The organism is Brevibacterium antiquum CNRZ 918, assembly GCF_900169145.1.
In the GTDB taxonomy this organism is placed as follows: domain Bacteria; phylum Actinomycetota; class Actinomycetes; order Actinomycetales; family Brevibacteriaceae; genus Brevibacterium; species Brevibacterium koreense.
The window spans coordinates 143,476-167,881 of the sequence record NZ_FXZD01000001.1 but is presented as its reverse complement, the minus strand read 5'-3'; the positions used below and the strand labels follow the sequence as shown (position 1 = coordinate 167,881).

Here is a 24,406-nt window from a genome sequence, read left to right as displayed (position 1 = left end):
AAGACCCCGCAGACAGCGTGGAACCAGCGGACTGCACTGTCGAAGACAGAACCAGCATGGTCAGAAGTCTGGATTAGAAGCACGATCCACCACTCTCAGCGCGTTCCCAGCGGTTAGTCTTGAAACAGACATCTGCGGGTTAAGATCGAAGGAGCACGAAGTGGCACCAGCCAAAGTACTGGCCTCACGCAACACCGTGGCCGAAGCCGGCCACAACGCCATCACCCAGCCGGGTCCCGCTCATCTGATGCGCGCGATCAAGCGTTTCGGCGAGCGGCTGGGCAATCAGTTCGGTGGCGCTATCACCTACTTCCTAGTCCTCGCGGTGATGCCGATCGCGATGTTCACCTTCGCAAGTCTGGGGTTCGTCCTCGATGTGCTGAGGCCGGAGCTCCTCCCCGTCGTCGTCGAGCAGATCGAGACGCAGGTGGGCGGAAATTCGTCACTGACAGATCAGTTGGAGAGCTTCCTCACCAGCTGGCAGTCGGTCGGAATCATCGCCATCCTGGCCGCCCTCTACACAGGGCAGGGATTCATCGGCAACCTCGGTGCCGCCGTGAGAGCGCAGCTGCACGCAGACTTCGATGACGTCGTCCCCGACAAAACGTTCGTCAAGAAGATCCTCAACAACGTTGCAACGCTCCTGGGACTCATCATCGGCCTGCTGCTCACCGTGGCATTGACCGTCATCGGCAGCGGCCTCCAGCCGCTCATCAGCGAGAAGCTCAATCTTCCAGGGTGGGCCTCGGGCCTGCTGGTCGTCGTTCCGATCATCATCACTCTGGGCGCCGCGTGGCTGATCTTCATGTTCCTCTTCACCATGCTGCCCGACCATCCGGTGGGCAAGAGAGCCAAGATGAGGGGCTCACTCATCGGTGCTGTGGCCTTCACGATCCTCCTCAACCTGGCCACGGTCCTCGTCGAGATCTTCTCCGGCAACAAAGCCGCAGGCGTGTTCGGTTCGATCATCGCGATCATGCTGACGATGAATATCTTCGCCCGGATAGTCCTGTTCGTTGCGGCCTGGATCGGGACCGCGAATCCACCGCGGCCGCAGGAAGATCCCTCACCCGAATACCGCCTCGTCGAGCCCCAGGTCCAGATCCAGAGCCTCGGTGCACTCCTGACCGGTGCCGGCATCGTCGCACTGACGCTGCTCGGATTCCGGCGATACGACGAGCACCAGACGAAACGCGAGTAGGCGACCCGTTAGACTGGGCGAGAATTCGCTAACTGACCGAGGAGATACGACCTTTGACTGATGCAACGACGGCTCGCCTGAATGAATGGGCGAACAAGCAGACTGCCGCCGAAGAACTCATCCCACTGACCGGACGCCTGTATCGCGAGAATGATGTTCTGCTGACGCTGTTCGGTCGGTCTCTGCTGAACAAGTCGGTGACCGGGATGATCAAGGCTCACCGCTACGCCCGCCACTTCCTCGGCGAGGATCTCGACATCGAGGTGACAGTCAAGATCGTTCGGGCCCTGACCGAGCTCGACCTAGGGCCCACCCGAATCGACTTGGGCCGCCTCATCCAGAAACAGCAGGAACAGTCCGACTCCATCGAGGACTTCCTCTCCACCGAGCTGGACTCGGTGGCGGGCACCAATGCTGAAGACGGTGCAGTTCGCGACATCGTGCTCTACGGCTTCGGCCGCATCGGCCGGCTGTTGGCCCGCATTCTCATTGATCGCGCCGGCGGCACAGGTATGCGTCTGCGTGCGATCGTCGTCCGCAAGGGCAGCGATGATGACATCGTCAAGCGTGCCTCGCTGCTGCGGCGTGACTCCGTGCACGGCAATTTCGACGGCAGCATCGTCGTCGATGAAGACGCCAACACGATCCAGGCCAACGGCACACTGATCCAGGTCATCTACTCCAACGATCCCTCGCAGGTCGATTACACCGAATACGGCATCAACGATGCCGTCATCGTCGACAACACGGGAAAATGGCGCGACGAAGAGGGCCTGTCCAAACACCTCGAGTGCCCCGGCGCGTCAAAGGTCATCCTCACTGCCCCCGGCAAGGGCGACGTCAAGAACATCGTCTACGGAGTCAACGACGCTGCCATCCTCGATGACGATACGGTGATGTCAGCGGCATCGTGCACCACGAACGCGATCACCCCGGTGCTCAAGGCCCTCCATGACAAGTACGGGGTCCGCAACGGCCACGTCGAGACGGTGCACTCATTCACCAATGACCAGAACCTCATCGACAACTTCCACAAGGGCTCCCGTCGTGGTCGCGCCGCCGGCCTCAACATGGTCCTCACGGAGACCGGAGCGGCCAAGGCCGTGGCAAAGGCTCTGCCAGAGCTCAAAGGCAAGCTCTCAGGCAACGCGATCCGCGTTCCGACACCGAACGTGTCGATGGCGATTCTCAACCTCAACCTTGAGACTGCAACGAGCGTCGATGAGCTCAACGAATTCCTGCGTGAGACCTCGATGAATTCGTCGTTGCGCAATCAGATCGACTACGTCTCCTCTCCCGAGCTGGTCTCCAGCGACCTCGTCGGTTCGAAGCGAGCAGGTGTCGTCGATGGTTTGGCCACCATCGTCGATGAAGATCGTGTCGTCGTCTACGTCTGGTACGACAACGAGTTCGGCTACAGCTGCCAGGTCATTCGCTGTGTGGCGAAGATGGCCGGGGTCGACGTTCCCGCGTTCCCCTGACCTGATCCTGTTCCCATCCGGAAGCGCCCGCAGCCTGAATGGCTGCGGGCGCTTCGCTGTCTGAGAATGGTGGCTCGTCTCGAGTGCTCTCCTGTTTACGTCTGCTGGGGTGTCCAGGCGCGGCCGGTGGCCGGCGAGGCTGGAGGCTGCTCAGGCTCGTGCTCTGCCCTGGCGTGCCTTCTCATTCTCGACCGCGTCGTGGAGCCAGATCGGGGTATAGGTGCGGAACCGATTGGCCAGAGCGTCGTCACTGTCGAGAATCACGGCGAATCGATCATCGGCGCTCGAGAGTTCGTTGGCCCATATCGGTCCCAGACAGGCGAGGATCGCACATGCCAGCACGACAGCGACTGCCAGGATCGGTGTCGTCGAGAACAGCGTCCATCCGGACAGAATACCGAGCACCGCAAAGCCAGTCGCCACAGCCATTCCCGCGTTGCGGCTCCTGGGCGCACGGGCACGGGCCGGTCTGGCGGAGGCGACTGAGTCAAGTACGTCACGATTGATCCTCGTCCATGCGACGATCGCACCCAGCGCACACACGATTCCAATCATGATGAGGCTGAAGGCGGAGAACAGCAGAACCGTGTCCACCCGAGTCCCCTGCGCCTGCATCGCCGCGCCGAGACCGGCGACGAGCATTGCGAGGGCCAAAACGAGCATGCTCAGCAGTCGTGCGCGGCGCACCGCTATGAGTTCACTGACAACCTGAGCGAGGAACGCCCGCTGGGCAGCATGGTCTGACTTCTCGGTCATCGTACGTATCCGGCTGCCTTGTCCACCGTGTGCGGGAACGTCTCGCCTGCCACGTATTTCTCAAACAGGTCGACGAACTGGTTGGCCAGACGCATGCGCCATCCATCGGTGTCCCCACTCATGTGCGGGGTGACGATGACGTTGTCCGCCTGCCACAAGGGATGTTCGGCGGGCAGCGGCTCTTCGTCGAAGACGTCGAGTCCAGCGCCAGAGATCTGGCCAGTCTCGAGCGCGTTGACGAGGTCGGAGGTGACCACGCCCTCACCACGGCCGACATTGACGAAGTAGGCGCTGGGGTCCATGGCGGCGAACACCTCGGCGTCGATGAGATTCTTCGTTTTGTCCGTCAGCGGCGCGATGTTGATGACCCAGTCCACCCCGGACAGATGAGAACTCAGCTGCGCGGAGTCGATGACGGTCCCGAAGTCAGCATCTCCGGTCCGAGCGTGGCTGCCGGCTCCGGTGACGTTGACGTCGAGGGCGCTGAGGACCCTGGCGATCTCCCGGCCGATCGAACCGGTGCCCACGATCATGGCATGAGAGCCGGCCAGATTCTTGGTCGATCGACGATTCCAGACCGAATCCCGCTGATCCTCAAGCGATCGCAGCGAGTTCTTCGCATGGATGAGGATGTAGTTGAGCACGAATTCTGCAATCGGTCGGTCGAATATTCCCCGGGCATTCGTGACCACGACGTCAGAGGCCGTGAGTTCGTCGAACAGCAGCGAGTCAACCCCTGCCGCGGCCGCGTGGATCCACTTCAGGCTGTCGGCGGTTCCGAATTCGCTGCGCAGCGCCTTTGAGAAGAAATCCCAGAGAAGGAGGACATCGGTGCCGGGCAGAGCGGAGCCCAGCTCGTGGGCCTCGACGATCCGAAGCTCGACATCCTCCCTCCGAGCGAGGTCAGTGAGCTGGTCGGGAATCTCTGTCCCGGGGGCGTTGAGTATTGTCAGTACCGTCATGAGTCGACTCCTTCAGCCTAGCCTTCTCAGCCAGACTATCCGATGAGTCGGCGAGGCTACCGGAAGCGTCCTTGAGATTATCGGATGAGCCGGTGCCCACGCTGACGAGTTCGCGTTTCGCGGTGTCAGTCTTCAATGTCTGCGCCAGCGGGGTATTCGGCAGGAAGCACAGGAAGATGAAACCAAGGACTGCCAGAGGCGCGACCCACAGGAACAGCGGCACCAACGCATCATTGTACGACGTGATGATGAGGGTATGCAGCGGCTCAGGCATGTTCGACACGATCTCGGGTGTCAACCCTGTTGAGGAGATCTTGGGCAGCGGCTGTGCGGGATTGGCCTTCGCCAGCCCGCTCATCCCGTCCTTGATGTTGTCCAGGAGGCGCTGTGTGAATACCGACCCGATGAAGGCCATGCCCAGGGTCGCGCCGACCTGTCGGAAGTAGTTGTTCGATGCAGTCGCTGTTCCCACCATGGCGACGGGGAAGGCGTTCTGGACGACGAGGACGAGCGTCTGCATGCTCAGGCCCAGTCCGAGTCCCAGCAGAGCCAGACAGCCCATCGTCTCCCATGCCGCGCTTTCGGCCTTGAGCTGCGAGAGCAGAACCAACGCGGCGGCTATGATCAGCACGCCCATGAGGGGGTACTTCTTGTACTTGCCGGTGCGGGAGACGACGAAGCCGATGAGGGTCGAGGAGATGAGCATCGTCCCCATCATCGGGACCATCATCAGTCCTGCCTTCGTGGCGTCGATACCGTGCACCATCTGAAGGTAGGTGGGCATGTAGGACAGGACGCCGAACATCGCGACTCCGATGAACAGGCCCGCGATGGTGCAGAGCAGGAAGTCGCGGTTTTTGAACAGGTACAGCGGGATGACTGGCTCGCTGACCTTGAGCTCGACGAAGATGAATCCGGCGATCGCGAGGACGCCGACGATGATGAGGCCGTTTATCTGCCACGAGCCCCACTCATAGTCGTGTCCGCCCCACGCGGAGACGAGGACGATGCAGGAGGTGACAATCGAGACGAGGGCCATTCCGACGACGTCGATCTTCGGACGCGGGCCGTGTGCGCGCTTGGGCACCTTGAGGAAGATGGCAGCGGCGATGAGAGCGATGATGCCGAGGGGGAAGTTGATTGCGAAGGCCCAGCGCCAGCCGGGTCCTTCAGTCAGCCAACCACCGATGAGGGGGCCAGCCACCGAGGAGACTGCGAAGGCCGACCCCATGATGCCCATGTACTTACCGCGTTCACGGGCCGGGACGACGGAAGCGATGATGGACTGAGCCAGAATCATCATTCCGCCACCGCCGATGCCCTGGAGGACACGACCGAAGATGAGCATCGACATATCGTTTGCAATGAGGGCGAAAGCCGAGCCCAGCAGGAAGCAGCAGATCGCGAACATGAACAGCGGCTTGCGACCGAACAGGTCACCCACCTTGCCGTAGATCGGCATCATGATCGTCGAGGCGAGCATGAACGAGGTGGACACCCACAGCATCTGGTCGACGCCGTTGAGTTCACCGACGATCGTCGGCAGGGCGGTCGCCAGCACGGTCTGGTTGAGGGAGAACATGAACATGGCGATCATCAGTCCCACGAAGAGCAGGATGATCGCAGATGTCGTCATCTGCTCGGGCTCACTACTGTCTTCCGGGGTCGTGGCCATCTCGCCAGTTCTCAGTCCCTGTTTACTTCTCATTTCAGCCTTTGTCATAGTCGGTCCAGAACCTTGAGGAAGAGACCCAATGACTCTTCGAAGAGTGGTTGTGTGCCGGTCGTGTCGTCGATGCGTTCGGGTGAGCGCTTGACAGTCTGGCCAGCGTGGTTCAAGGGCACCCGGCACAGTTGGGTCAGCATCCTGGCGCTGGCCCAGGCCGAATCTTCGGTGGAGAACTTCTGCCCGAGGACGAGCAAGCGCGCCAGCACGTGTTCGGCCACAAGTTCTTCGAGAGCCTCGGCCCGATCGAAGCGTTTGCTGACCAGCTCCGGATAGCGGGCGAACAGCTTCCTGCGCCGGGCCGGCAGACTCGGATCCATCGAACCCATGAGCAGCACCTCTCGGACGAATCGGGCAGTATCCTCGGCCAGATCGCCCATTCCGGAATCGGCGTGGACGTAGTCATCGACCAACTTGGCGTCGATATTGGACTCATCGAGTCCAACGATGGCGTCTTCCTTCGTCGCGTAGTAGTTGAAGAATGTTCGTGTGGATACGCCGACGTCGGCAGCGATGTTCGCCACCGTCGCGCATTCGAGCCCCTCATCGAGAACTCGAGTAATCGCCGCGTCATGCAGCGCATGACGCGTCTGACGCGCCTTTTTGGCACGGAGGGATTCGGGTTCGGATTCACGCATGAGACCATTTTTGCATCTCGTGCAACTTTTCACCAACTGCAAAATTGCAATTGTGCACTATTTCACGTTTTCAAGCGAGAATCACAGACTTCACATCAGTGTCTTCAACCGCGCCCTGTGCTGTTCGAGGACCTGCAGCTGCCCCAGAAGCGTCGTCTGCGCATCAGTGTCCGTGGTGTCCTGCCGCTGCAGTCGAGAATGCAGCTCCTTGGCGATCCGCTCGAGATCGTAGTCGAAGAGGCGGGCCACAATGCCCCTAGCGAATCCCTCCGCACTGACGCCGTCTGCCACCGGCAGGGGTGTCACGAGCAGTTGCGTGACATAGGGCCTGAGATCCTCGGCACTGGCGTCGAGGACGGCATCTGCCCAACGCGTTGCGTCAGCGGACCCGACTGACTTCAATCCTCCCGCGGCCTTGACCGCTGACTGGATCCGACGATACCCGGGGTGCTCGAAGGCTCGTGCGGACAGCGAGTCGAAGAGTTTGGCGTTGACGAACTCTGGATGCTGCAGCGCCACCATCAGGGCGCCCTTCTCTGTCTTGAGGCGAGCGGGGCTGATCGGTGCCGACAGGTTCGACACGTCGGGGCGTTCATCGTAGACGTATTCGATGGCGGTGTCGTCTCTTCCGGTGCCTGCCCCTGTGGGTCCGGGTGCGAACCCAGTGGTCGAGCGTTGACCGTTGATCGCCGGATACTGACCGTGCCCGGTTGTCTGCTGCCCGGGAGCCTGCTGTGCGGATCGCTCCTGCCCCGGAGCCGACCGGTTCTGTTTCCACCTGGCAGCCTGTCCCTGCGATGCGTTCATCTGCGCCTGCGGGGCACCGAAGGAAGCCTGCGGGCCAGTGGGCGAAGCCTGCGGCGGTCCCGGAGGGGCCTGGGAAGGAGCCTGCGACGATCCGCCCTGAGTCTGACGGCTCTGGTTCGACTGCGCCTTCTTCGGTCGCTTTCTGGCATCCCTGACCGCGGATTCCACCTCGTCGATGTCGACGCCGATGCGACCGGCGACGAAGCGATAGTAGTGGCTGAGGCTGTTGCGATCACGAATATCGGCCAGGACCTCGGCACTGGCTTTCACAGCAGCGATCCTGCCCTCGACTGAGTCAAGGTCGTAGCGAGAGATCGCGGTGGTGATGACGAACTCGAAGAGCGGCTTGCGACCGTCGATGAGTTCGCGCAGCGCACCATCCCCCTTCTGCATCCGCAGGTCGCATGGGTCGAGCCCATCGGGTTCGACGGCGACGAAGGTCTGAGCCGTGAACTCGCTTTCGAACTCGAAGGCTCGCAGTGCCGCTTTCTGTCCCGCAGCGTCTCCGTCGAAGGTGAAGATCACCTGCCCCGTCGGATCGTCGCCGAGCAGCCGCCTCACGATCTTCACATGTTCGGGTCCGAAGGCCGTTCCACACGTGGCCACCGCTTGTGTGACACCGGCCAGGTGGGCGGCCATGACATCCGTGTAGCCTTCGACGATGACCACGCGCTTGGTCTTCGCGATATCCTTCTTGGCCAGGTCCAACCCGTAGAGCACCTGGTTCTTGTGATAAAGGGCGGTCTCTGGAGTATTCAGATACTTCGGCCCCTGGTCGTCATCGAACAGACGTCTGGCGCCGAAGCCGATGGTCCGAGAGGTCATGTCCTTGATGGGCCAGACGACTCTGCCGCGGAAACGGTCGTAGATGCCGCGGCCGCCTTCACTGGCCAAGCCACCGGCTAGAATCTCCTCCTCGCTGAAACCAGCACGCTTGAGCTGCTTGGTCAGCGAATCCCAGGACTTGGGTGCGAAGCCGAGGCCGAACTCCTGACTCGAGCTGCTGGGGAAGCCGCGGCCTTCGAGGAACTCCCGACCGATCTGCCCCTGCTCCCCTTCGAGTGACTGTGTGAAGAAGCGCTGCGCGACCTCGTGCATCTCCAGCAGCCGTTGTCGCCGGCTGGCCTGCTCCCGATCGGGACCCTTGCCATCTTCGTAGCGCAGATGCATCCCGATTTTGCCGGCCAACGATTCGACAGTTTCGACGAAGCTGAGCTGTTCGACCTTCTGCAGGAAAGCGAAGACATCGCCGGACTCACCACAGCCGAAGCAGTGATACATCCCAACCTGGGGTCGGACGGTGAACGAGGGAGTCTTCTCATCGTGGAAGGGGCACAAGCCCTTGAGCGAGCCGATTCCCGCGGTCTTGAGCGTGACGAACTCACCTACCACCTCGTCGATGCGGGTTCGACTGCGCAGCTCGTCGATGTCCTCGCGTTTGATCAGTCCGGCCATGGTCTAGAGACGATCCTCCGCTCCTGCTTTGAGCTGGTGGTACAGCGCCCAGGCGGAGTGGTCGGTCAAGGATGCGATCTGATCGACGACGACGCGCAGCCTGGCCGCGTCGTCGGCAGCCTCGAAGTAGTCGGCCCTGAACATCGGGTCGAGATTCATCGGTGCCTCGGCATACCACTGGGCCAGATCGGTGATGACGGCGGACTGGATGTCATGCAGTCGCAGACGATCTTCGGTGACCATCACCGTCAGAGTTGCCATTCCCTTCAGAACGGCGATCTCGACAACCGTTGGTTCGGGGACGACGAGGGAGGCTGCATAGCGAGCCAGGGGCTCCCACCCGAACTCCTCACGAGTGGCAGCTTCTGCGGCACCGACGAACCGTCCGATGAGCTGACTCGTCATGTGCTTGAGTGCTGCTTGGGCCCGCCTGGATCCGTCGTAGGTCTCAGAGGGCCAATATGCCGCTGCCTGCAGTCTTGACAGCGCCTTGTCCATCTCCTCATCACTCGTAGTCGGCAGATACCACTTCCGGGTGATGTCGAAGAGCTCTCCGCGGCGGTTCTCGGCAGCGAACTCGCCCAGGTGCAGGTGACCGCCGGCGATCGAGTCTTCGACGTCGTGGACGGAGTAGGAGATGTCATCGGCAAGGTCCATCACCTGGGCTTCGATGCAGCGTTTCCCATCTTCAATGCACTCGCGATAGAAGTCGAAGACTCCTCTGTCATCGTCGTAGACGCCGAACTTTCGGACACCGGAGTCACGCCGACCGACGTTCGCTTCGCTCCTCGACCAGGGGTACTTGGTCAACGCATCGAGACTCGCCCGTGTCAGATTGAGCCCGGCTGGGCGAGAGTCGTCGGCAATCACCTTCGGCTCGATTCGCGTGACCAGGCGCAGCGTCTGCGCGTTGCCTTCGAACCCGCCGACGTCGATGCACAGCGCGTCGAGGATGGTTTCGCCGTGGTGGCCGAATGGTGGGTGGCCGAGGTCATGACTCAGGCAGGCGGTGTCGACGATATCAGGATCGCAGCCCAGGTATCTGGCAAGTTCGCGTCCGACCTGGGCGACTTCGAGGGAATGCGTGAGCCGAGTCCGAACGAAATCATCGGTTCCAGGTGAGACGACCTGTGTCTTGGCACCGAGTCGGCGCAGGCCAGCGGAGTGCAGCACCCGTGCCCGGTCGCGCTGAAAGGCCGATCGGCGCGGATTCTTTGCCGGTTCGCTCACCCACCGTTCTTCGTCCCACGGCGTGTATACCGCTACGGTTCCCGAGCGCACAGACGTGCGTGGGTGAGATTCGAATGGCATGGTCATCCTCCCGAGATGTCGAGTTCCGCCTCGGAGAGCAGAGACTTCCCGCTGACATCGAAGATGCGTGAGTCAAGCCACCCTTCGGGCAGATGCGGCTTCTTCGGGCGGGTGGTCCGCCCCCGGGAGCCTTCCGCATCCGTACCAGGATACGGTGCGTCGTGATCGAGCTGCGCCAGCAGTCCCTCGAGCTCCTCGAGCGAGGAGACCATCGCCAGCTGACGACGCAGGTCACCCCCGACCGGGTAGCCCTTGAAATACCAGGCAATGTGTTTGCGCAGGTCACGGACACCGTAGAACTCGTCCTCATAGTATTCGGCCAGGTATTCGCCGTGCTTGTAGACGGCTCGGGCCACCTCGGCGAGGCCTGGCCGGAAACGTTCATCGCTGCCGCTGAGCGCATTGGCGAGGTCACCGAACAGCCAGGGCCGTCCCTGACACCCACGGCCGATGACGACGCCGTCGCATCCTGTACGGCGCATCATGTCGAGTGCATCCTCGGCCGAGAAGATATCTCCGTTGCCCAAAACGGGAACGGTGTCGCCGAGGTGGTCCTTGAGTCTAGCGATGGCGTCCCAGTCCGCCTGGCCGGAGTACAGGTCAGCTGCGGACCGACCGTGGAGGGCGACCGCTGCCACCCCCGCATTGCGGGCTGTCTCGCCGGCGTCGAGGAAGGTCTGGTGGTCCTTGTCGATGCCTTTGCGCATCTTCACCGTCAATGGGATGCCACCACGGTCTGCTTCGGTCACGGCCGTGGTGACGATGGCTTCGAACAGGTCCTTCTTCCACGGCAGGGCCGAGCCGCCACCCTTCCGGGTGATCTTGGGTACGGGGCACCCGAAGTTGAGGTCGATGTGGTCGGCGCGGTCCTCTTCGACGATCATCCGCACAGCCTGCCCGATCGTGACCGGGTCGACGCCGTAGAGCTGAACCGAACGCGGAGTCTCGAAGGGCTCGTGTTGGATGATGCGCATGCTCTTGGGACTGCGTTCGACTAGGGCTCGGGACGTCACCATCTCCGTCACGTAGAGACCAGCCCCGTACTCACGGCACAGGCGCCGGAAGGCTGTGTTGGTGATTCCCGCCATCGGTGCGAGCACCACTGGCGAGGACAGCTCGATGGGGCCGATGCGCAGAGGCTCGGCGGTGGCTGGGGATACGGCTTCTGGGGCAGGGCTGATGACACTCACCATGCCATTATCCCCGAGCCGTCAAATGATGGGAGACCTGCACAAGCACAGGCTGTCCTCTCACGATCGCGCGCATGAGCCCTCCGTCTCATTCTCATCCCTGCCCACATCAACCCTTTCCAGGGCCAGAAATTCCCGAATGTCCCATTCGACGTCAAGTCGCAGCTCCTCGGCGAGACGATCATCGTGAGTGATGACGATCATTGCGCCGCCGAATCCGTCTAGGGCCGTGACCAGAGCGCTCAGCGATGACAGGTCGAGGTTGTTGCCGGGCTCATCGAGGACGAGCAGCTGCGGTGCGGGATCCTGGAGCAGGCTCTTCGCCAATGCCACACGGAAGCGCTCCCCTCCCGACAGGGTCGAGCACAGCTGATCGGTCCGGCCCGCTCGCAGCCCCATCGCAGCCAATACCTCGTGGACGCGCTGCGGGCCGAGACTGGGGTTGTTCTCCCTCACCGCCTCCATGACGGTCAGTGTCGGCGGCAGTCTGTACTGCTGGTCGAGGATGCCGACCGGGACCGGAACTGTGATCGACATGTTCGGAAACAGTTCGTCGATCGGCGCGCCCGTGTCTTGGCGGCCGGCGATTGCTGTCAACATCGTCGATTTCCCAGAGCCGTTGGCACCGGTCAGCCTGATGCGCTCGGGACCGACCACTGTGCGCGGCTGGTCCAGCACTCCCCCGGAGATGTCGAGTACTCGCTTACCGGAATGGATCGAGGTCTCCGGCAGATCCAGGCGAATGCTCGAGTCCCTGCGCAGGGCGTCCTTGGCAGAGCGAACAGAGGAGCGGGCCTGCTCCTCGTCGGCGGCTTTGTCTCCGCGTCGCTTTGCTGCGCTCTTCTGGGCGAAGTCCGTCAGACCGTTCATGACGATCTTGGGCCGCCGTTTGTTCTCCTTGTCCTTGGCCGCCTTTCGGTCGGATCGGGCCAGTTTCGTTTCAAGTTCGATGCGCTGGCGCTTCTCGATCGTCAGGGCCTTCTTGGCATCGACGACGTCGGCGAGCTTCGCCTCTTCCTCGGCAGCGACCATGGCCTCGTAGTCGTCGAAGTCTCCTCCGTACACCCGCAGCTGGTCCGTCATCTCGACGATCGTCGAGACCGTCGACAGAAGTGCGCGGTCGTGCGAGATCACCAGGGTCGGTCCGATCCTGTCCTTGAGCAGAGCGGCCAGGCGTCGACGCCCTGCCTCGTCGAGATTGTTGCTGGGTTCGTCGAGGATCAGCCAGCGCTCGCCTGCCAGCGCAGCTCTGGCCAAACCGATGCGCATGGCCTGACCTCCCGAGAAGGTGGACAGCCGCCGGTCCAGGGCAGGGGCGTCGAGGTTGAGGCCGAGATCGGCCAGGGCGCTCAGCGCCCGCTCTTCGATGTCCCAGTCATCCCCGATGACGTCGAAGTCATCGGGTGGGCCTCACCGGACAGGGCTGTCGACAACGCCGATCTGATGTCGGTGATCCCCAGCGCCGAGGCAACGCTGTCTTCGGTGTGCGGCAGCAGCTGATCGATGTAGACGGCGCCCTCAGCACCGGTGATGCTTCCGGCAGTGGGCCTGAGCAGTCCGGCGATGATCCTGGCGAGGGTTGATTTGCCGACTCCGTTGTCGCCGACCAGTCCGACGGCTGCAGCCGGGATCGAGGCGCTCAGCGATGTGAAGATCTCGGTGTCGTCGCCGAGGCGGTATCCGAGAGTGGAGATGGATACGGCAGCAGTCATGTGTGACCTCATTTCGTGCACAGAAGTGCGCTGCGGGTCCGATGCACCCGCGTGGTGCGGAAATGAGGAATTACTTCACGAAGCGACTGACTTTCGTCGGGAATGGATCAGAACCAGGATGCCCGAGGTCGGTTCGTTTCGTCAAGGATGCTTTCAGACCACGGGGCATTCTGCTGTCTCTGAGGCTCCCCGCAGCCCTCAGACGATGATGAGCATGAGTTCTGCCGGCTCGTCACCCGGGTTGGACAGCTGATGGGGAACGTCGCCCGGCGCCTGCGCACAGTCGCCGACTCGCAAGGTGGTCCGGCGATCGATCGTGACGATTTCGATAGCGCCGGCGAGGACGAAGAAGGTCTCACGTGAGCCGCTGCGGTGTGCCGCGAACGACGCAGTTTCGCAGTGCGGATCAAGTCTGTAGTGAACGACTTCCATGTTCTCCTGCGGCGCGGGAAGGTCCCGCCGCAGGGTGCCCCTGCCGTATGCGCTGTGGGCGGGGATGGAGTGACTGGGGGTGATGAACACCTCCGGCGGGGCGAGGAGTTCTCCGACATCGACGCCGAGAGCGCGGGAGAGGCCCATGGCGTTCGAGACGGACGTGTCCTGTTCGCCGCGTTCGATCTTCGACAAGGCTGCCCGTGAGATCCCGGCACGGACTGCGAGTTCGTTGAGCGTGAAGTCGTTGTACTTGCGGCGGGCTCTGATGCGCGCGCCGAATACTCGAGCTCCGAGGTCCTCTGTGTTCGCCATTGTGACATCATAGATTATTCTTGAATAGTAGAGTGAATTCTGCCAAAGTACCCTTTTCACATGATGGACCTTCTCATATGACACCACTGCTGGCGCTTGCCCCCATTATGCTCGCCATCGCCCTGCTCATCCTCAGGCAGAGCTCGTGGATCTCCGCCACAGCCGGGGTCATCGCCGCCGGACTCTCGGTCGTCCTCTTCTTTCCGACGCCGATGTCGGTTCTGCTCCAATCCGGTGCTGACTACTTTCCACTCATCCTCGAAGTCGCCCTCATCCTCCTCTTCGGCATGGTGCTCGCACGGCTCCTCGAAGCGGCGGGTTCGATGGGCGAGATCTCCGCCTGGGTCGAATCTGCGGCACCCAGTCGGCCGCTCGGTGTGGCCCTCGTCGTCTTCGGCATCGTCCCGTTCGCCGAATCAGTCACCGGCTTCGGCATCGGTGTGACGATCGGAGTCCCCGTCCTCCGACTGCTCGGATGCTCGCTGCGTCAATCGGCGATGCTCGGACTCCTGGGCCTCATCGCCGTACCGTGGGGAGCGTTGGGGCCGGGCACGACGGTCGCGGCGGCATTGGCCGACCTCGACGTCGACGAGCTTGGCGTCGCGACGGCGTGGATCAATGCGATCCCTGTGGTCATCGTGGCCGCCTCGGTGATCCTCATCATGCGGCCTGGCCTCGTCTCCTGCCTCGGGATCGCCGCGACCGCCGCCCTCATGTGGGCGGGCATCCTGACAGCCAGCATTGCGATCGGCATGGCCCCGGCAGGCATCATCGGCTCACTCCTCGTCATTGCAGTCATGGGCGGGCTCTTCATCATCCGGCGTCGCAGCACCGGCTTCACCCGGCGGCTGGGAATCGCTGTACTGCCCTACGCAACACTGACTCTCGGCCTGCTCCTTGCTCGCGCACTCCAGTCCACCTTCCCTTCGCTGCTGACTCAGATCGTCGCCTCTCCCCCGTTCTGGTTGGCTGCCGCCTGCATAATCGCGGCGTTCACGGTGGACTCTCGGCGCACCGTCACGCGTTCTGCCGTGCGCTCCTGGGCACCCATCGGGGCAGGGACAGCGGCCTTCATGCTCATGGGTTGGATCATGACGACAACCGGGATGAGCGCTGCGATCGGATCACTGGTACCCGCCGGCCTCGTCCTGCTCACGCCCTGGCTGACCGCCACAGGAGCTGTGGTCACCGGCTCGAACACCGGCGCCAACTCCATGTTCACCGGCACCATCGACGCAGTCGCCGCCGCATCCCACGTCTCGTCCCTGCCCGTGGTTGCCGCAGGGAACGCAGCCGGCTCACTCGCTGCGCTGGCTGCTCCCCCACGTGTGGCGATGTCCGTGCAGATGGCCGATCCCTCCGGGCCCGCCTCGGCGAGTGACATCGGCTGGGTGCAGGGCCGAGCCTTGGCCGTGGCTGGAGCCAATGCCCTCTGCCTCGGACTCTGGATCCAGTTCATGGTCTGAGGCCAAGCCGAGGAGCAGCTGCGCGGCAGGGGGACGGCCATGGATCCGAGATCACCGAGGCTCAGGTCAGACCCGGATGAGCTCGCGCGGGAACGCGGTGAATGTGTCACAGCCGGTGTCGGTGATGAGGATGGACTCCGACAGTTCGTACCCGTACCCGTTCATCCACATGCCGCAGATGAGGTGGAAGGTCATTCCCGCCTCGAGGAACTGGTCGTCCTCGGTCCTGATCGAGATCGTGCGCTCGCCCCAATCGGGCGGATATCCGATCCCGATGGAGTACCCCAGACGGCTCGGCTTCTCCAACCCAGCCAGCGCCAACACCCGATTCCACGTCCGGGCAAGTTCAGCGGTGGGGACCTCGGGCGCGGCGACGTCGAGCACCGCGGCCAGCCCCTCGGCAACGACGCCTTCGAGACGGATGAGCTCCTGCTTCGGCTTCCCCACCACGGCGGTCCGCGCCAGGGGCACGTGATAACGGCGGTGGACGCCGGCCAGCTCAATGCTCACCGACTCGTCGTCGATGAATTTGCGGTTAGTCCAGCTCAGGTGCGGCGTGTCCGCACTCTCTCCCGTGGGCAGCAGCGGAACGATGGCCGGGTAGTCACCCCAGGCACTGCCGCGCCCGCGAGCCTGCGCGGCCGCGATCTCCGCGGCCACCTCGTTCTGCGCGACACCGACCCCAATCGTGCCCAGCGCTGCGTTCATCGATTCCGTGGTCACCTCGGCGGCAGTGCGCATCAGCGCAACCTCTGCCGGGGACTTGATCGCTCGGATCCAGTTCACCAGTTCGAAGGAGTCGACCAGTCTCCACTCAGGAACGCCGTTGACCAGCGATCGGAAAGCGCGCGGAGAGAAGAAATGTGAATCCATCTCGACTCCGACCGGCGAGGAGGACGCGCGGGCGACCTCCCAGCGCTGCCGCAGCGCGAAGGACACCCAGTCGAACGGGTGGATGTGGGGCCTCTGCACATACCGTTCGGGATAGCCGACGATGTCCTCGGGCGGCAGCCACGAGGTATGCGTGGCTCCCCTGGCATCCATGTCCCGCAGGAACAGGGTGAGTGGACCCGCGGCCGGAACGAACAGGAGCTGCGGGGTGTAGAACGACCACGCGTTGTAGCCGGTCAGGTAGTAGATATTTGCGGGGTCCGTGACGATGAGCGCAGACAGCCCCTGGTCGATCATCCGATTGCGCACCGAGGCGATGCGCCCCAGATATTCGTCCGGGGAGAAGAACAGATCGTTCGCCCCGATCGTGTCGACCTCGCCCGGCCGAGGCTGGGGACGAGCCCTGACTTCCTGCCCCGCTCGGCCCTGCTCGGCGCCGGGCCGCATTCCCTGCACATCCGGCCGGTTGTCTTCTCCGGCGTAGAACAGCTCACCCTCATTCATGACTACAGTCTGGTGAGCCGCATCACACCATGTCAATGACTGCGACACGCGTGTTGTCGAGGGTGGAAATGCGGATTCATGACGAATCCAGAACGATTGTTTTTCAGATTCGACTGAATTCGCATGCGCCGATGCGTATTCCGCCTGAATCAATGGTAGATTATGCTGAGACCCAAATCACGGAGGTGAAGAATGGCCCACTTGATGCCGAGCGGAAGCAATCACCGCCTGGGCAATCTCGACGAGAAATCGAAAGCGATCATCGTCGAGTTGCAGCACGATGGACGCAAGTCCTATTCCGCCATCGGCAAATCCGTCGGGCTGTCGGAAGCTGCCGTCCGTCAGCGGGTCTCCAGACTCATCGAATCCGGCGTCATGGAAATCGTCGCCGTCACCGATCCTCTGAGTCTGGGCTTCGCCCGACAGGCCATGGTGGGAGTCAAGGTTCGGGGCGATATCTCCAAGGTCGCCGACCGACTTCACGGATACGACGAGATCGACTATCTCGTCGTGACCGCGGGGTCCTTCGACCTCTTGGTCGAGATAGTCTGCGAATCAGATCGCCACCTGATCGAATTCGTCAACCAAGAGCTCCGTTCGATCGACGCAGTCGTGGACACGGAGCTCTTCATGTACCTCTCACTCGAAAAGCAAAAATACAATTGGGGGACGCGATGACAGAGAATGTCACCAGAGCTGGCACCGGCTATCAGGATGCCATCCGCAACAACGTGTGGATGCACATGGCTCCGCACCAGTCACTGTTCAATGGTGGTGAAGCACCGATCATCACCCGTGGCGAAGGTCACCACATCTTCGACGACAAGGGCAAGAAGTACCTTGATGGTCTGGCCGGACTGTTCACAGTCCAGGTGGGCCACGGTCGCGAGGAGATCGCGAAGGCGATGTACGATCAGGCGCTGAAGCTGCCGTTCATGCCGCTGTGGTCCTTCGCCCACCCGCAGGCCATTGAGGTCTCAGAGCGCCTGGCGAGCTTCGCCCCAGGCGACCTCAACCGCGTCTTCCTCACCTCCGGCGGCGGTGACTCGGTCGAGTCCGCGATGAAGTTGGCGAAGAACTACTTCAAGATCACGGGCAAGCCGGGCAAGCACAAGATCATCTCGCGTGCCACTGCCTACCACGGCACCCCACATGGGGCCCTGTCCGTAACCTCGCTGCCGGATCTGCGCGAACAGTTCGCGCCCTTGGTGCCTGGTGCGATCAAGGTGCCCAACACGAACTTCTACCGTTCGCCGCAGCCCTACGCCCACGATGAGAAGGCCTTCGGCCGCTGGGCAGCCGACCGCATCGCCGAGGCCATCGAGTTCGAAGGTGCCGATTCGGTCGCGGCCGTCTTCCTCGAGCCTGTGCAGAACTCCGGCGGCTGCTTCCCGCCGCCACCCGGATACTTCGATCGGGTGCGCGAGATCTGCGACGAGTACGACGTGCTCATGGTCTCCGACGAAACCATCTGCGCCTACGGCCGCATCGGAGACATGTTCGCCTGCAACGACTTCGGCTATGTCCCCGACATCATCACGAGCGCCAAGGGCATCACCTCCGGCTACGCTCCGCTGGGTGCGATGATCGCCTCGGATCGTCTGTTCGAGCCGTTCGGCCCCGGTGGAGAAGAAACCTTCTATCACGGCTACACCTTCGGCGGTCACCCCGTCGCCTGTGCCGCCGCGATGGCGAACTTCGACGTGTTCGAAAAGGAGAAGCTCAACGACCACGTCCATGAGAACGCAGCCGCGTTCAAGTTCACGCTCGAGAAGCTCAAGGACCTGCCGATCGTCGGTGACGTTCGCGGTGAGGGCTTCTTCTACGGCATCGAACTCGTCAAGGATCGCGACACCAAGGAGTCCTTCACCGAGGAGGAGTCGGAGCGCATCCTCAAGAACTTCGTGTCCGCGAAGATGTACGAAAACGGCTTGTACTGCCGCGCCGATGACCGTGGAGACCCAGTCATCCAGCTCTCGCCTCCGCTGACCGTGGGTCAGAAGGAGTTCGACGAGATGGAGCAGATCATCCGCGGCGTCCTGGCCGAAGCCTGGACGAAGCTCTGATCATCGTCGTGCTCGCAGCTTGCGACCTGGCCCCAGGCTGAACAAGCACTCACACCGAAGCGGCCCCGATTCCTCATCCGAGGAGTCGGGGCCGCTTCGTGCTGTTGGAATCAGCTCAGTCGCCCTGGACTGCATCTGGCACAAGCCAAATCCGTGCCAGACATCAAATCCGCATCAGACGTCGCAGCCGAATCAGACGCCGAGGTGCTCGGCCAGGTAGTTCTCGACCTGATCGAGGCTGACGCGCTCCTGGCTCATGTCGTCACGCTTGCGGATCGTGACCGCGTTGTCGTCGAGCGAGTCGAAGTCGAACGTGATGCACAGCGGGGTGCCGATCTCGTCCTGACGACGGTAGCGACGACCGATCGCACCGGCATCGTCGAAATCGATGTTCCAGCGCTTGCGCAGACGAGCCGCGAGCTCCTTGGCCTGCGGGGACAGCTTCTCGTTGCGGCTCAGCGGCAGCACGGCCGCCTTGATCGGAGCCAGGCGCGGGTCGAGGCGCAGCACGATGCGCTTGTCCGTTCCGCCCTTGGTGTTCGGGGCTTCGTCCTCGGTGTAGGCGTCGACGAGGAAGGCCATCATCGAACGGGTCAGGCCGAAGGAAGGTTCGATGACATAAGGAGTGAAGCGTTCGCCGCTGGCCTGGTCGAAGTACTGCAGCTTCGCGCCCGATGCCTCGGTGTGGGTGCCCAAGTCGTAGTCGGTGCGGTTGGCCACACCCATGAGCTCGCCCCATTCCGACCCCTGGAAGCCGAAGCGGTACTCGACGTCGATCGTGCCGGACGAATAGTGCGCCCGGTCGTCTTCAGGGACATCGAGGCGACGCACGTTGTCTTCGCTGATACCCAGATCGAGGAACCAGTTCCAGCAGGCCTCGATCCATTCGCGATAGTAATCGTCGGCCTCTTCGGGGCGGACGAAGTACTCGATCTCCATCTGCTCGAACTCGCGGGTGCGGAAGATGAAGTTTCCGGGAGTGATCTCGTTGCGGAATGCCTTGCCGATCTGGCCGATGCCGAACGGCGGCTTCTTCCGTGCCGCGGTGATGACGTTGTTGAAGTTCACGAAGATGCCCTGAGCGGTCTCCGGGCGCAGGTAGTAAAGGCCTGCATCCGAGTCGACAGGGCCCAGGAAGGTCTTGACCAGGCCGGAGAACTCCTGCGGCTCGGTCCACTGTCCGCGGGTTCCGCAGTCGGGGCAGACGACGTCGGCCATGCCGTTCTCGGGCGCCTTGGAGTGCTTGGCCTCATAGGCTTCAACGAGGTGGTCCTCGCGGTGGCGCTTGTGGCAGTTGAGGCATTCGACGAGCGGATCGACAAAGGTCTCCACATGTCCGGAGGCCTCCCATACGCGCTTGGGCAGGATGATGGAGGAGTCGAGTCCGACAACGTCTTCACGACCGCGGACGAAGGTCTGCCACCACTGGGCCTTGATGTTGTCCTTGAGCTCAACGCCCAATGGCCCGTAGTCCCAGGCCGAACGGGATCCGCCATAGATCTCTCCGGCTTGGAAGACGAATCCTCTGCGTTTGGCCAGGGCGATGACGGCATCCAACTTGGACTGTGCCACGTTAATTCTCCTTGAGGTAGTTCGCCGACGGCCGGCTGCCGTGGCTCGCAGATACAGCCTATCTGTTCAGCTCCAGTCCGAGGGTCTTCACCCATGGGCGACGGAACTCACACTTTCTCCGGGCCTGAGTACCACCTCGGCGGGCGTGGGGCATGTAGGATTGAGGCACACCCAAACCTTTCTCCGTAATGACGGTTTTCAAGTCTGTCCAAGCAAGCCTTGGATCTCATACGGTTTCGGCCCGGATTGCTCACGATGATTGCACAAGCGGCCGCAGGGTAGATCGCCACTACAGTCATCTGCGATCAAGTGTGTGCCGACGTGAGAGAGAAAAACTCATGACAGATGTGTCAACATCCGATATCGATACAACACCGAAGTTCGCCGAGCTGGGTCTCCACCCGCTCGTCCTCCAGGCAGTCGAGGCCCAGGGCTACGAAACCCCGACCCCGATCCAGGCTGAAACGATCCCCGCACTGGTCGACGGCCGCGACGTCATCGGCCTGGCCCAGACGGGTACCGGCAAGACTGCCGCTTTCGCTCTTCCTGCACTGTCCGACCTCGCCGAGGCTGGCCGCGCCAACGATGGCCCCTTCGCTCTGGTCCTGACCCCCACGCGTGAGCTTGCGATCCAGGTCGCCGAGGCGTTCACCTCATATGCGACGAATCTCAACGACTTCTCCGTCCTCCCGATCTACGGCGGCCAGGCCTACGGCCCACAGCTGTCGGGCCTCAAGCGCGGTGCTCAGGTTGTCGTGGGAACCCCCGGTCGTGTCATCGACCACCTCAAAAAGGGATCCCTCAAGCTCGCCAGCCTCCGTCACCTCATCCTCGATGAGGCCGACGAGATGCTTAAGATGGGCTTCGCCGAAGACATCGAAGAGATCTTCAGCCAGTCCGGTGACTCACGTCAGGTGGCTCTGTTCTCCGCCACGATGCCGACTTCGATCCACCGCCTCACAGGCAAATACCTCAACAACCCCAAAGAAGTGCGGGTTGCCTCGAAGGGCCAGAGCGGTGCGAACATCCGCCAGCGCTACCACATGGTCCAGCACTCCCATAAGCTCGACGCCCTGACCCGGATCCTCGAGGTCGAAGAGTACGAGGGCATCATCATGTTCGTCCGCACCAAGCAGGCCACGGAGGAGCTCGCGGAGAAGCTGCGTGCCCGTGGCTTCAAGGCCGCAGCGATCAACGGTGACATTCCGCAGCAGGCTCGTGAACGCACGATCGACATGCTCCGCGGGGGAAAGATCGACATTCTCGTCGCCACAGATGTCGCTGCCCGCGGCCTCGATGTCGAGCGCATCACCTTGGTCGTCAACTTCGACATCCCTCACGACACCGAGTCCTACGTCCACCGCATCGGTCGCACCGGCCGTGCCGGACGTTCGGGTGAGGCGATTCTCTTCGTCACCCCGCGTGAGCAGCGCCTGCTCGGCTCCATCGAGCGTGCGACGAAGCAGAAGGTCGAGCCGTTGACGATGCCCAGCGTCGAACAGCTGACGAACACCCGTGTGGAGAAGTTCACGAAGCGCATCGACGATGTGCTTGCCACGACCGAGCTGACCGAACTCGCAACCGTCATCGAACAGTACGAGCTCTCCCGCAATGTTCCAGCGACGGACATCGCAGCTGCTCTGGCATCCATGGTCCTCGAGTCGAACTCCCTCAAGGCCGATCCCATGCCGGAACCCGGCCGTGGCAAACCCGGCCGTGATCGTGACTCCGGGGGCCGCGACGGCAAGCCCGGCCGTGAGCGCTCGTCCCGTCCGCGTGATGAGAACATGACCACCTACCGTCTGGCCATCGGCCGCAACGAACGCCTGCAGCCAGGTGCCGTCGTCGGCGCCATCGCCAACGAAGGCGGACTCACCTCGAAGGAGATCGGTCACATCGACATCCGGTCGAACCACACCCTGGTCGATCTGCCCAAGGACCTCGATTCCTCGGTCATGCGCAAGCTCTCCAACACCGAGATCCAGGGTCGCCCGATCGATATCCGTCCCGATTCGGGCCGTCCTGCTCGCCCGTTCAAGAAGCGCAACTTCGACAAGCAGCCCGGCGATAACCGCAGCTTCCGGGGTGATCGCCGCGGAGGCGCCAAGAAGTTCAGCAATGACCGCTTCGGCGGCGAACGCTCACACGACCGCTACTGAGGCGCTGGGCAGTGCGCAGTCACTGCCGCTCCTGAGCCGCCGGCACTGCTGAACCGCAGAGCGGACTTCGGCACCGAGCTCACAGACGAGAAGAGGTCCCGCAACGTTTTCGTTGCGGGACCTCTTCTCGTCTGCCGCAGCGATCGTCGTGCGCAGGCCCACCTGCGCCCGGCAGTCAAGCTGCTTCGAGTGCCGTCACATCCCTCGGAGCTGCCGGAAATGCTAGGAGCTCGCCCGATCGACGGCACCGCCGAAGCGACGGTCACGACGCGCGTACTCCTCGATCGCAGACCACAGGGTACGGCGATCGACATCGGGCCAGAGGACGTCCTGGAAGACCATCTCGGCGTAGGCGGACTGCCATAGCAGGAAGTTCGAGGTGCGCTGCTCGCCAGAGGAGCGCAGGAACAGGTCGACGTCGGGCACCTGCGCGGCGTAGAGACGCGAGCGAACGGTCTTCTCGCTGACCTTTCCGGGTTTGAGCTTCCCGGCGGCCACCTCGGCGGTGATCTGGTTGACCGCGTCGACGATCTCCGACCTGCCGCCGTAGTTGACGCAGAACTGGAGGACCAGGCCGGTGTTGTGCTTGGTCATCTCGGCCGCAGACTCGAGCTCGTCGATGACCGATCGCCACAGGCGACCACGCCGTCCAGCCCACACGATGCGCACGCCAAGCGCATTGAGCTCATCGCGGCGACGCCGGATGACATCACGGTTGAAGCCCATGAGGAACCGAACCTCGTCCGGGGACCGCTTCCAGTTCTCGGTGGAGAATGCATAGGCGGAGAGATACTCGACACCCATCTCGATGGCGCCGTGGATGACCTCGAGGAGTGAAGCCTCCCCGGCTTTGTGTCCTTCGGTGCGCGGCAGTCCGCGCTCGTTGGCCCAACGGCCATTGCCGTCCATGACCACCGCGACGTGATTCGGGACGAACTTCGACTCGATACGCGGGGGTTGGGCTCCACTGTGGTGCGGGGGAGGCGCGGGATAGCTCATCTGCTCTCCAGAACTCTCAGTGATCGGATATTGCGTTCCAAGTGCCATGACACCCAGTCCGAGACGAGTTTGGACCCGTCGATCTGGTCGTGGAGGTCCGAGGATTCCGCTCGCTGCCAGTCACCGGAGAGCAGCGCGGCCATGTGTTCCAGTGCGTCGGTGTCAGGCAGAGCCGCTCCGCTGGGTCGGCAGGTGGTGCAGACCGCTCCGCCCAGGGAAGCCGAGAACGCGCGATGGGGACCTGGCCTGCCGCATTGCGCGCAGTCAAGCAGACTCGGGGCCCAACCGGCCACGGACATGGCCCGGAGCAGATACGCGTCGAGGGCCAACCTCGGCGGGTGCTCTCCATTGCACAGGGAGCGGATTGCGGAGACGAGAAGCAGGAAGTGGGTGCGCGACTGGGGTTCGACCTCCGTGATGCGCGCGGCAGTCTCAGCCATCACGCTCGCGGCGGAATACGCGTCATAGTCCGCGCCGATGCCACGCGCGAAGGGCTCGATCAGCTCGACCTGGGTGACGATGTCGAGGCTGCGGCCGACATGGCACTGCAGATCGACGAGCATGAAGGGTTCGAGCCGGGACCCGAAACGTGACTTGGTGCGACGAATGCCCTTCGCCACTGCTCTGATCAGCCCGTGGCTGCGGGTGAGAACGGTGACGATGCGGTCAGCTTCGCCGAGCTTGTGCCCCTGGAGCACGATGCCTTCATCACGATAATTGTGCACCCGCCCATTATCGCAGAGTGCGACGAGGAAACATCCCC

Annotated in this window: 20 protein-coding genes; 6 read left to right on the top strand and 14 right to left on the bottom strand. The window is 62.6% G+C overall.

Annotated elements, in window-relative coordinates; genetic code table 11:
- The first annotated feature begins 160 nt into the window (after positions 1-160).
- Entirely contained in the window at positions 161-1,201 is a 1,041-nt protein-coding gene (locus tag BANT918_RS00710; RefSeq protein ID WP_101618526.1) for a YhjD/YihY/BrkB family envelope integrity protein, read from the top strand.
- Between the two features lie 53 nt (positions 1,202-1,254).
- On the top strand, positions 1,255-2,682 hold the full coding sequence (locus BANT918_RS00705; protein WP_101618525.1) for a glyceraldehyde-3-phosphate dehydrogenase: 1,428 nt from the start codon (positions 1,255-1,257) through the stop codon (positions 2,680-2,682).
- A gap of 150 nt (positions 2,683-2,832) precedes the next feature.
- Here the strand turns inward: BANT918_RS00705 and BANT918_RS00700 are convergent, their stop codons facing one another.
- From BANT918_RS00700 to BANT918_RS00660, 10 genes are all read right to left on the bottom strand, one after another.
- Entirely contained in the window at positions 2,833-3,438 is a 606-nt protein-coding gene (locus BANT918_RS00700; RefSeq protein ID WP_101618524.1) for a hypothetical protein, read from the bottom strand.
- The gene (locus BANT918_RS00695) at positions 3,435-4,400 is read right to left on the bottom strand and encodes a D-2-hydroxyacid dehydrogenase (RefSeq protein ID WP_101618523.1); all 966 of its coding nucleotides are present in this window, start codon (positions 4,398-4,400) and stop codon (positions 3,435-3,437) included. The genes BANT918_RS00700 and BANT918_RS00695 overlap by 4 nt, the downstream gene beginning before the upstream one ends.
- On the bottom strand, positions 4,342-6,108 hold the full coding sequence (locus BANT918_RS00690; protein ID WP_101618821.1) for a DHA2 family efflux MFS transporter permease subunit: 1,767 nt from the start codon (positions 6,106-6,108) through the stop codon (positions 4,342-4,344). The genes BANT918_RS00695 and BANT918_RS00690 overlap by 59 nt, the downstream gene beginning before the upstream one ends.
- 11 nt (positions 6,109-6,119) lie before the next feature.
- Complete coding sequence (locus tag BANT918_RS00685) at positions 6,120-6,764, bottom strand: TetR/AcrR family transcriptional regulator (protein ID WP_101618522.1); 645 nt, start codon at positions 6,762-6,764, stop codon at positions 6,120-6,122.
- A 90-nt stretch (positions 6,765-6,854) separates the two neighbouring features.
- Positions 6,855-9,026, bottom strand: coding sequence for a DNA primase (gene dnaG, locus BANT918_RS00680; protein WP_101618521.1), 2,172 nt, complete (start codon positions 9,024-9,026; stop codon positions 6,855-6,857).
- A 3-nt stretch (positions 9,027-9,029) separates the two neighbouring features.
- On the bottom strand, positions 9,030-10,337 hold the full coding sequence (locus tag BANT918_RS00675) for a deoxyguanosinetriphosphate triphosphohydrolase (RefSeq protein WP_101618520.1): 1,308 nt from the start codon (positions 10,335-10,337) through the stop codon (positions 9,030-9,032).
- Between the two features lie 2 nt (positions 10,338-10,339).
- Positions 10,340-11,530 (bottom strand): tRNA dihydrouridine synthase DusB, encoded by a 1,191-nt coding sequence (gene dusB / locus BANT918_RS00670; protein WP_101618519.1) that lies wholly within the window; start codon positions 11,528-11,530, stop codon positions 10,340-10,342.
- A gap of 57 nt (positions 11,531-11,587) precedes the next feature.
- Entirely contained in the window at positions 11,588-12,835 is a 1,248-nt protein-coding gene (locus BANT918_RS00665) for an ATP-binding cassette domain-containing protein (RefSeq protein ID WP_233430324.1), read from the bottom strand.
- Between the two features lie 41 nt (positions 12,836-12,876).
- Positions 12,877-13,239 carry an ATP-binding cassette domain-containing protein gene (locus BANT918_RS17595; RefSeq protein WP_233430303.1) on the bottom strand — a complete coding sequence of 121 codons (363 nt, stop codon included), beginning with the start codon at positions 13,237-13,239 and terminating at the stop codon, positions 12,877-12,879.
- A gap of 198 nt (positions 13,240-13,437) precedes the next feature.
- Positions 13,438-13,986, bottom strand: a complete 549-nt coding sequence (locus BANT918_RS00660) for a helix-turn-helix domain-containing protein (protein WP_101618518.1) — start codon at positions 13,984-13,986, stop codon at positions 13,438-13,440.
- Between the two features lie 77 nt (positions 13,987-14,063).
- Here BANT918_RS00660 and BANT918_RS00655 point away from each other — a divergent pair, with 77 nt between their 5' ends.
- Positions 14,064-15,452, top strand: a complete 1,389-nt coding sequence (locus BANT918_RS00655; protein ID WP_101618517.1) for an L-lactate permease — start codon at positions 14,064-14,066, stop codon at positions 15,450-15,452.
- A 66-nt stretch (positions 15,453-15,518) separates the two neighbouring features.
- On the opposite strand, the gene BANT918_RS00650 is transcribed toward BANT918_RS00655, so the two are convergent.
- Entirely contained in the window at positions 15,519-16,847 is a 1,329-nt protein-coding gene (locus BANT918_RS00650) for a M24 family metallopeptidase (protein WP_180957254.1), read from the bottom strand.
- Between the two features lie 192 nt (positions 16,848-17,039).
- Between BANT918_RS00650 and BANT918_RS00645 the strand changes: the two genes are divergently transcribed.
- Together BANT918_RS00645 and BANT918_RS00640 are read left to right on the top strand one after the other, a co-directional pair.
- Positions 17,040-17,525, top strand: coding sequence for an Lrp/AsnC family transcriptional regulator (locus BANT918_RS00645; protein WP_101618516.1), 486 nt, complete (start codon positions 17,040-17,042; stop codon positions 17,523-17,525).
- Positions 17,522-18,913, top strand: coding sequence for an aspartate aminotransferase family protein (locus tag BANT918_RS00640; RefSeq protein WP_101618515.1), 1,392 nt, complete (start codon positions 17,522-17,524; stop codon positions 18,911-18,913). The genes BANT918_RS00645 and BANT918_RS00640 overlap by 4 nt, the downstream gene beginning before the upstream one ends.
- A gap of 192 nt (positions 18,914-19,105) precedes the next feature.
- On the opposite strand, the gene BANT918_RS00635 is transcribed toward BANT918_RS00640, so the two are convergent.
- Positions 19,106-20,485 (bottom strand): glycine--tRNA ligase, encoded by a 1,380-nt coding sequence (locus BANT918_RS00635; RefSeq protein ID WP_101618514.1) that lies wholly within the window; start codon positions 20,483-20,485, stop codon positions 19,106-19,108.
- Positions 20,486-20,823: 338 nt separating this feature from the next.
- Between BANT918_RS00635 and BANT918_RS00630 the strand changes: the two genes are divergently transcribed.
- Positions 20,824-22,644 (top strand): DEAD/DEAH box helicase, encoded by a 1,821-nt coding sequence (locus tag BANT918_RS00630; RefSeq protein ID WP_101618513.1) that lies wholly within the window; start codon positions 20,824-20,826, stop codon positions 22,642-22,644.
- Between the two features lie 222 nt (positions 22,645-22,866).
- Here the strand turns inward: BANT918_RS00630 and BANT918_RS00625 are convergent, their stop codons facing one another.
- Together BANT918_RS00625 and recO are read right to left on the bottom strand one after the other, a co-directional pair.
- On the bottom strand, positions 22,867-23,643 hold the full coding sequence (locus BANT918_RS00625) for an isoprenyl transferase (protein WP_101618512.1): 777 nt from the start codon (positions 23,641-23,643) through the stop codon (positions 22,867-22,869).
- Positions 23,640-24,368, bottom strand: coding sequence for a DNA repair protein RecO (recO, locus tag BANT918_RS00620; protein ID WP_101618511.1), 729 nt, complete (start codon positions 24,366-24,368; stop codon positions 23,640-23,642). The genes BANT918_RS00625 and recO overlap by 4 nt, the downstream gene beginning before the upstream one ends.
- Positions 24,369-24,406 lie beyond the last annotated feature (38 nt).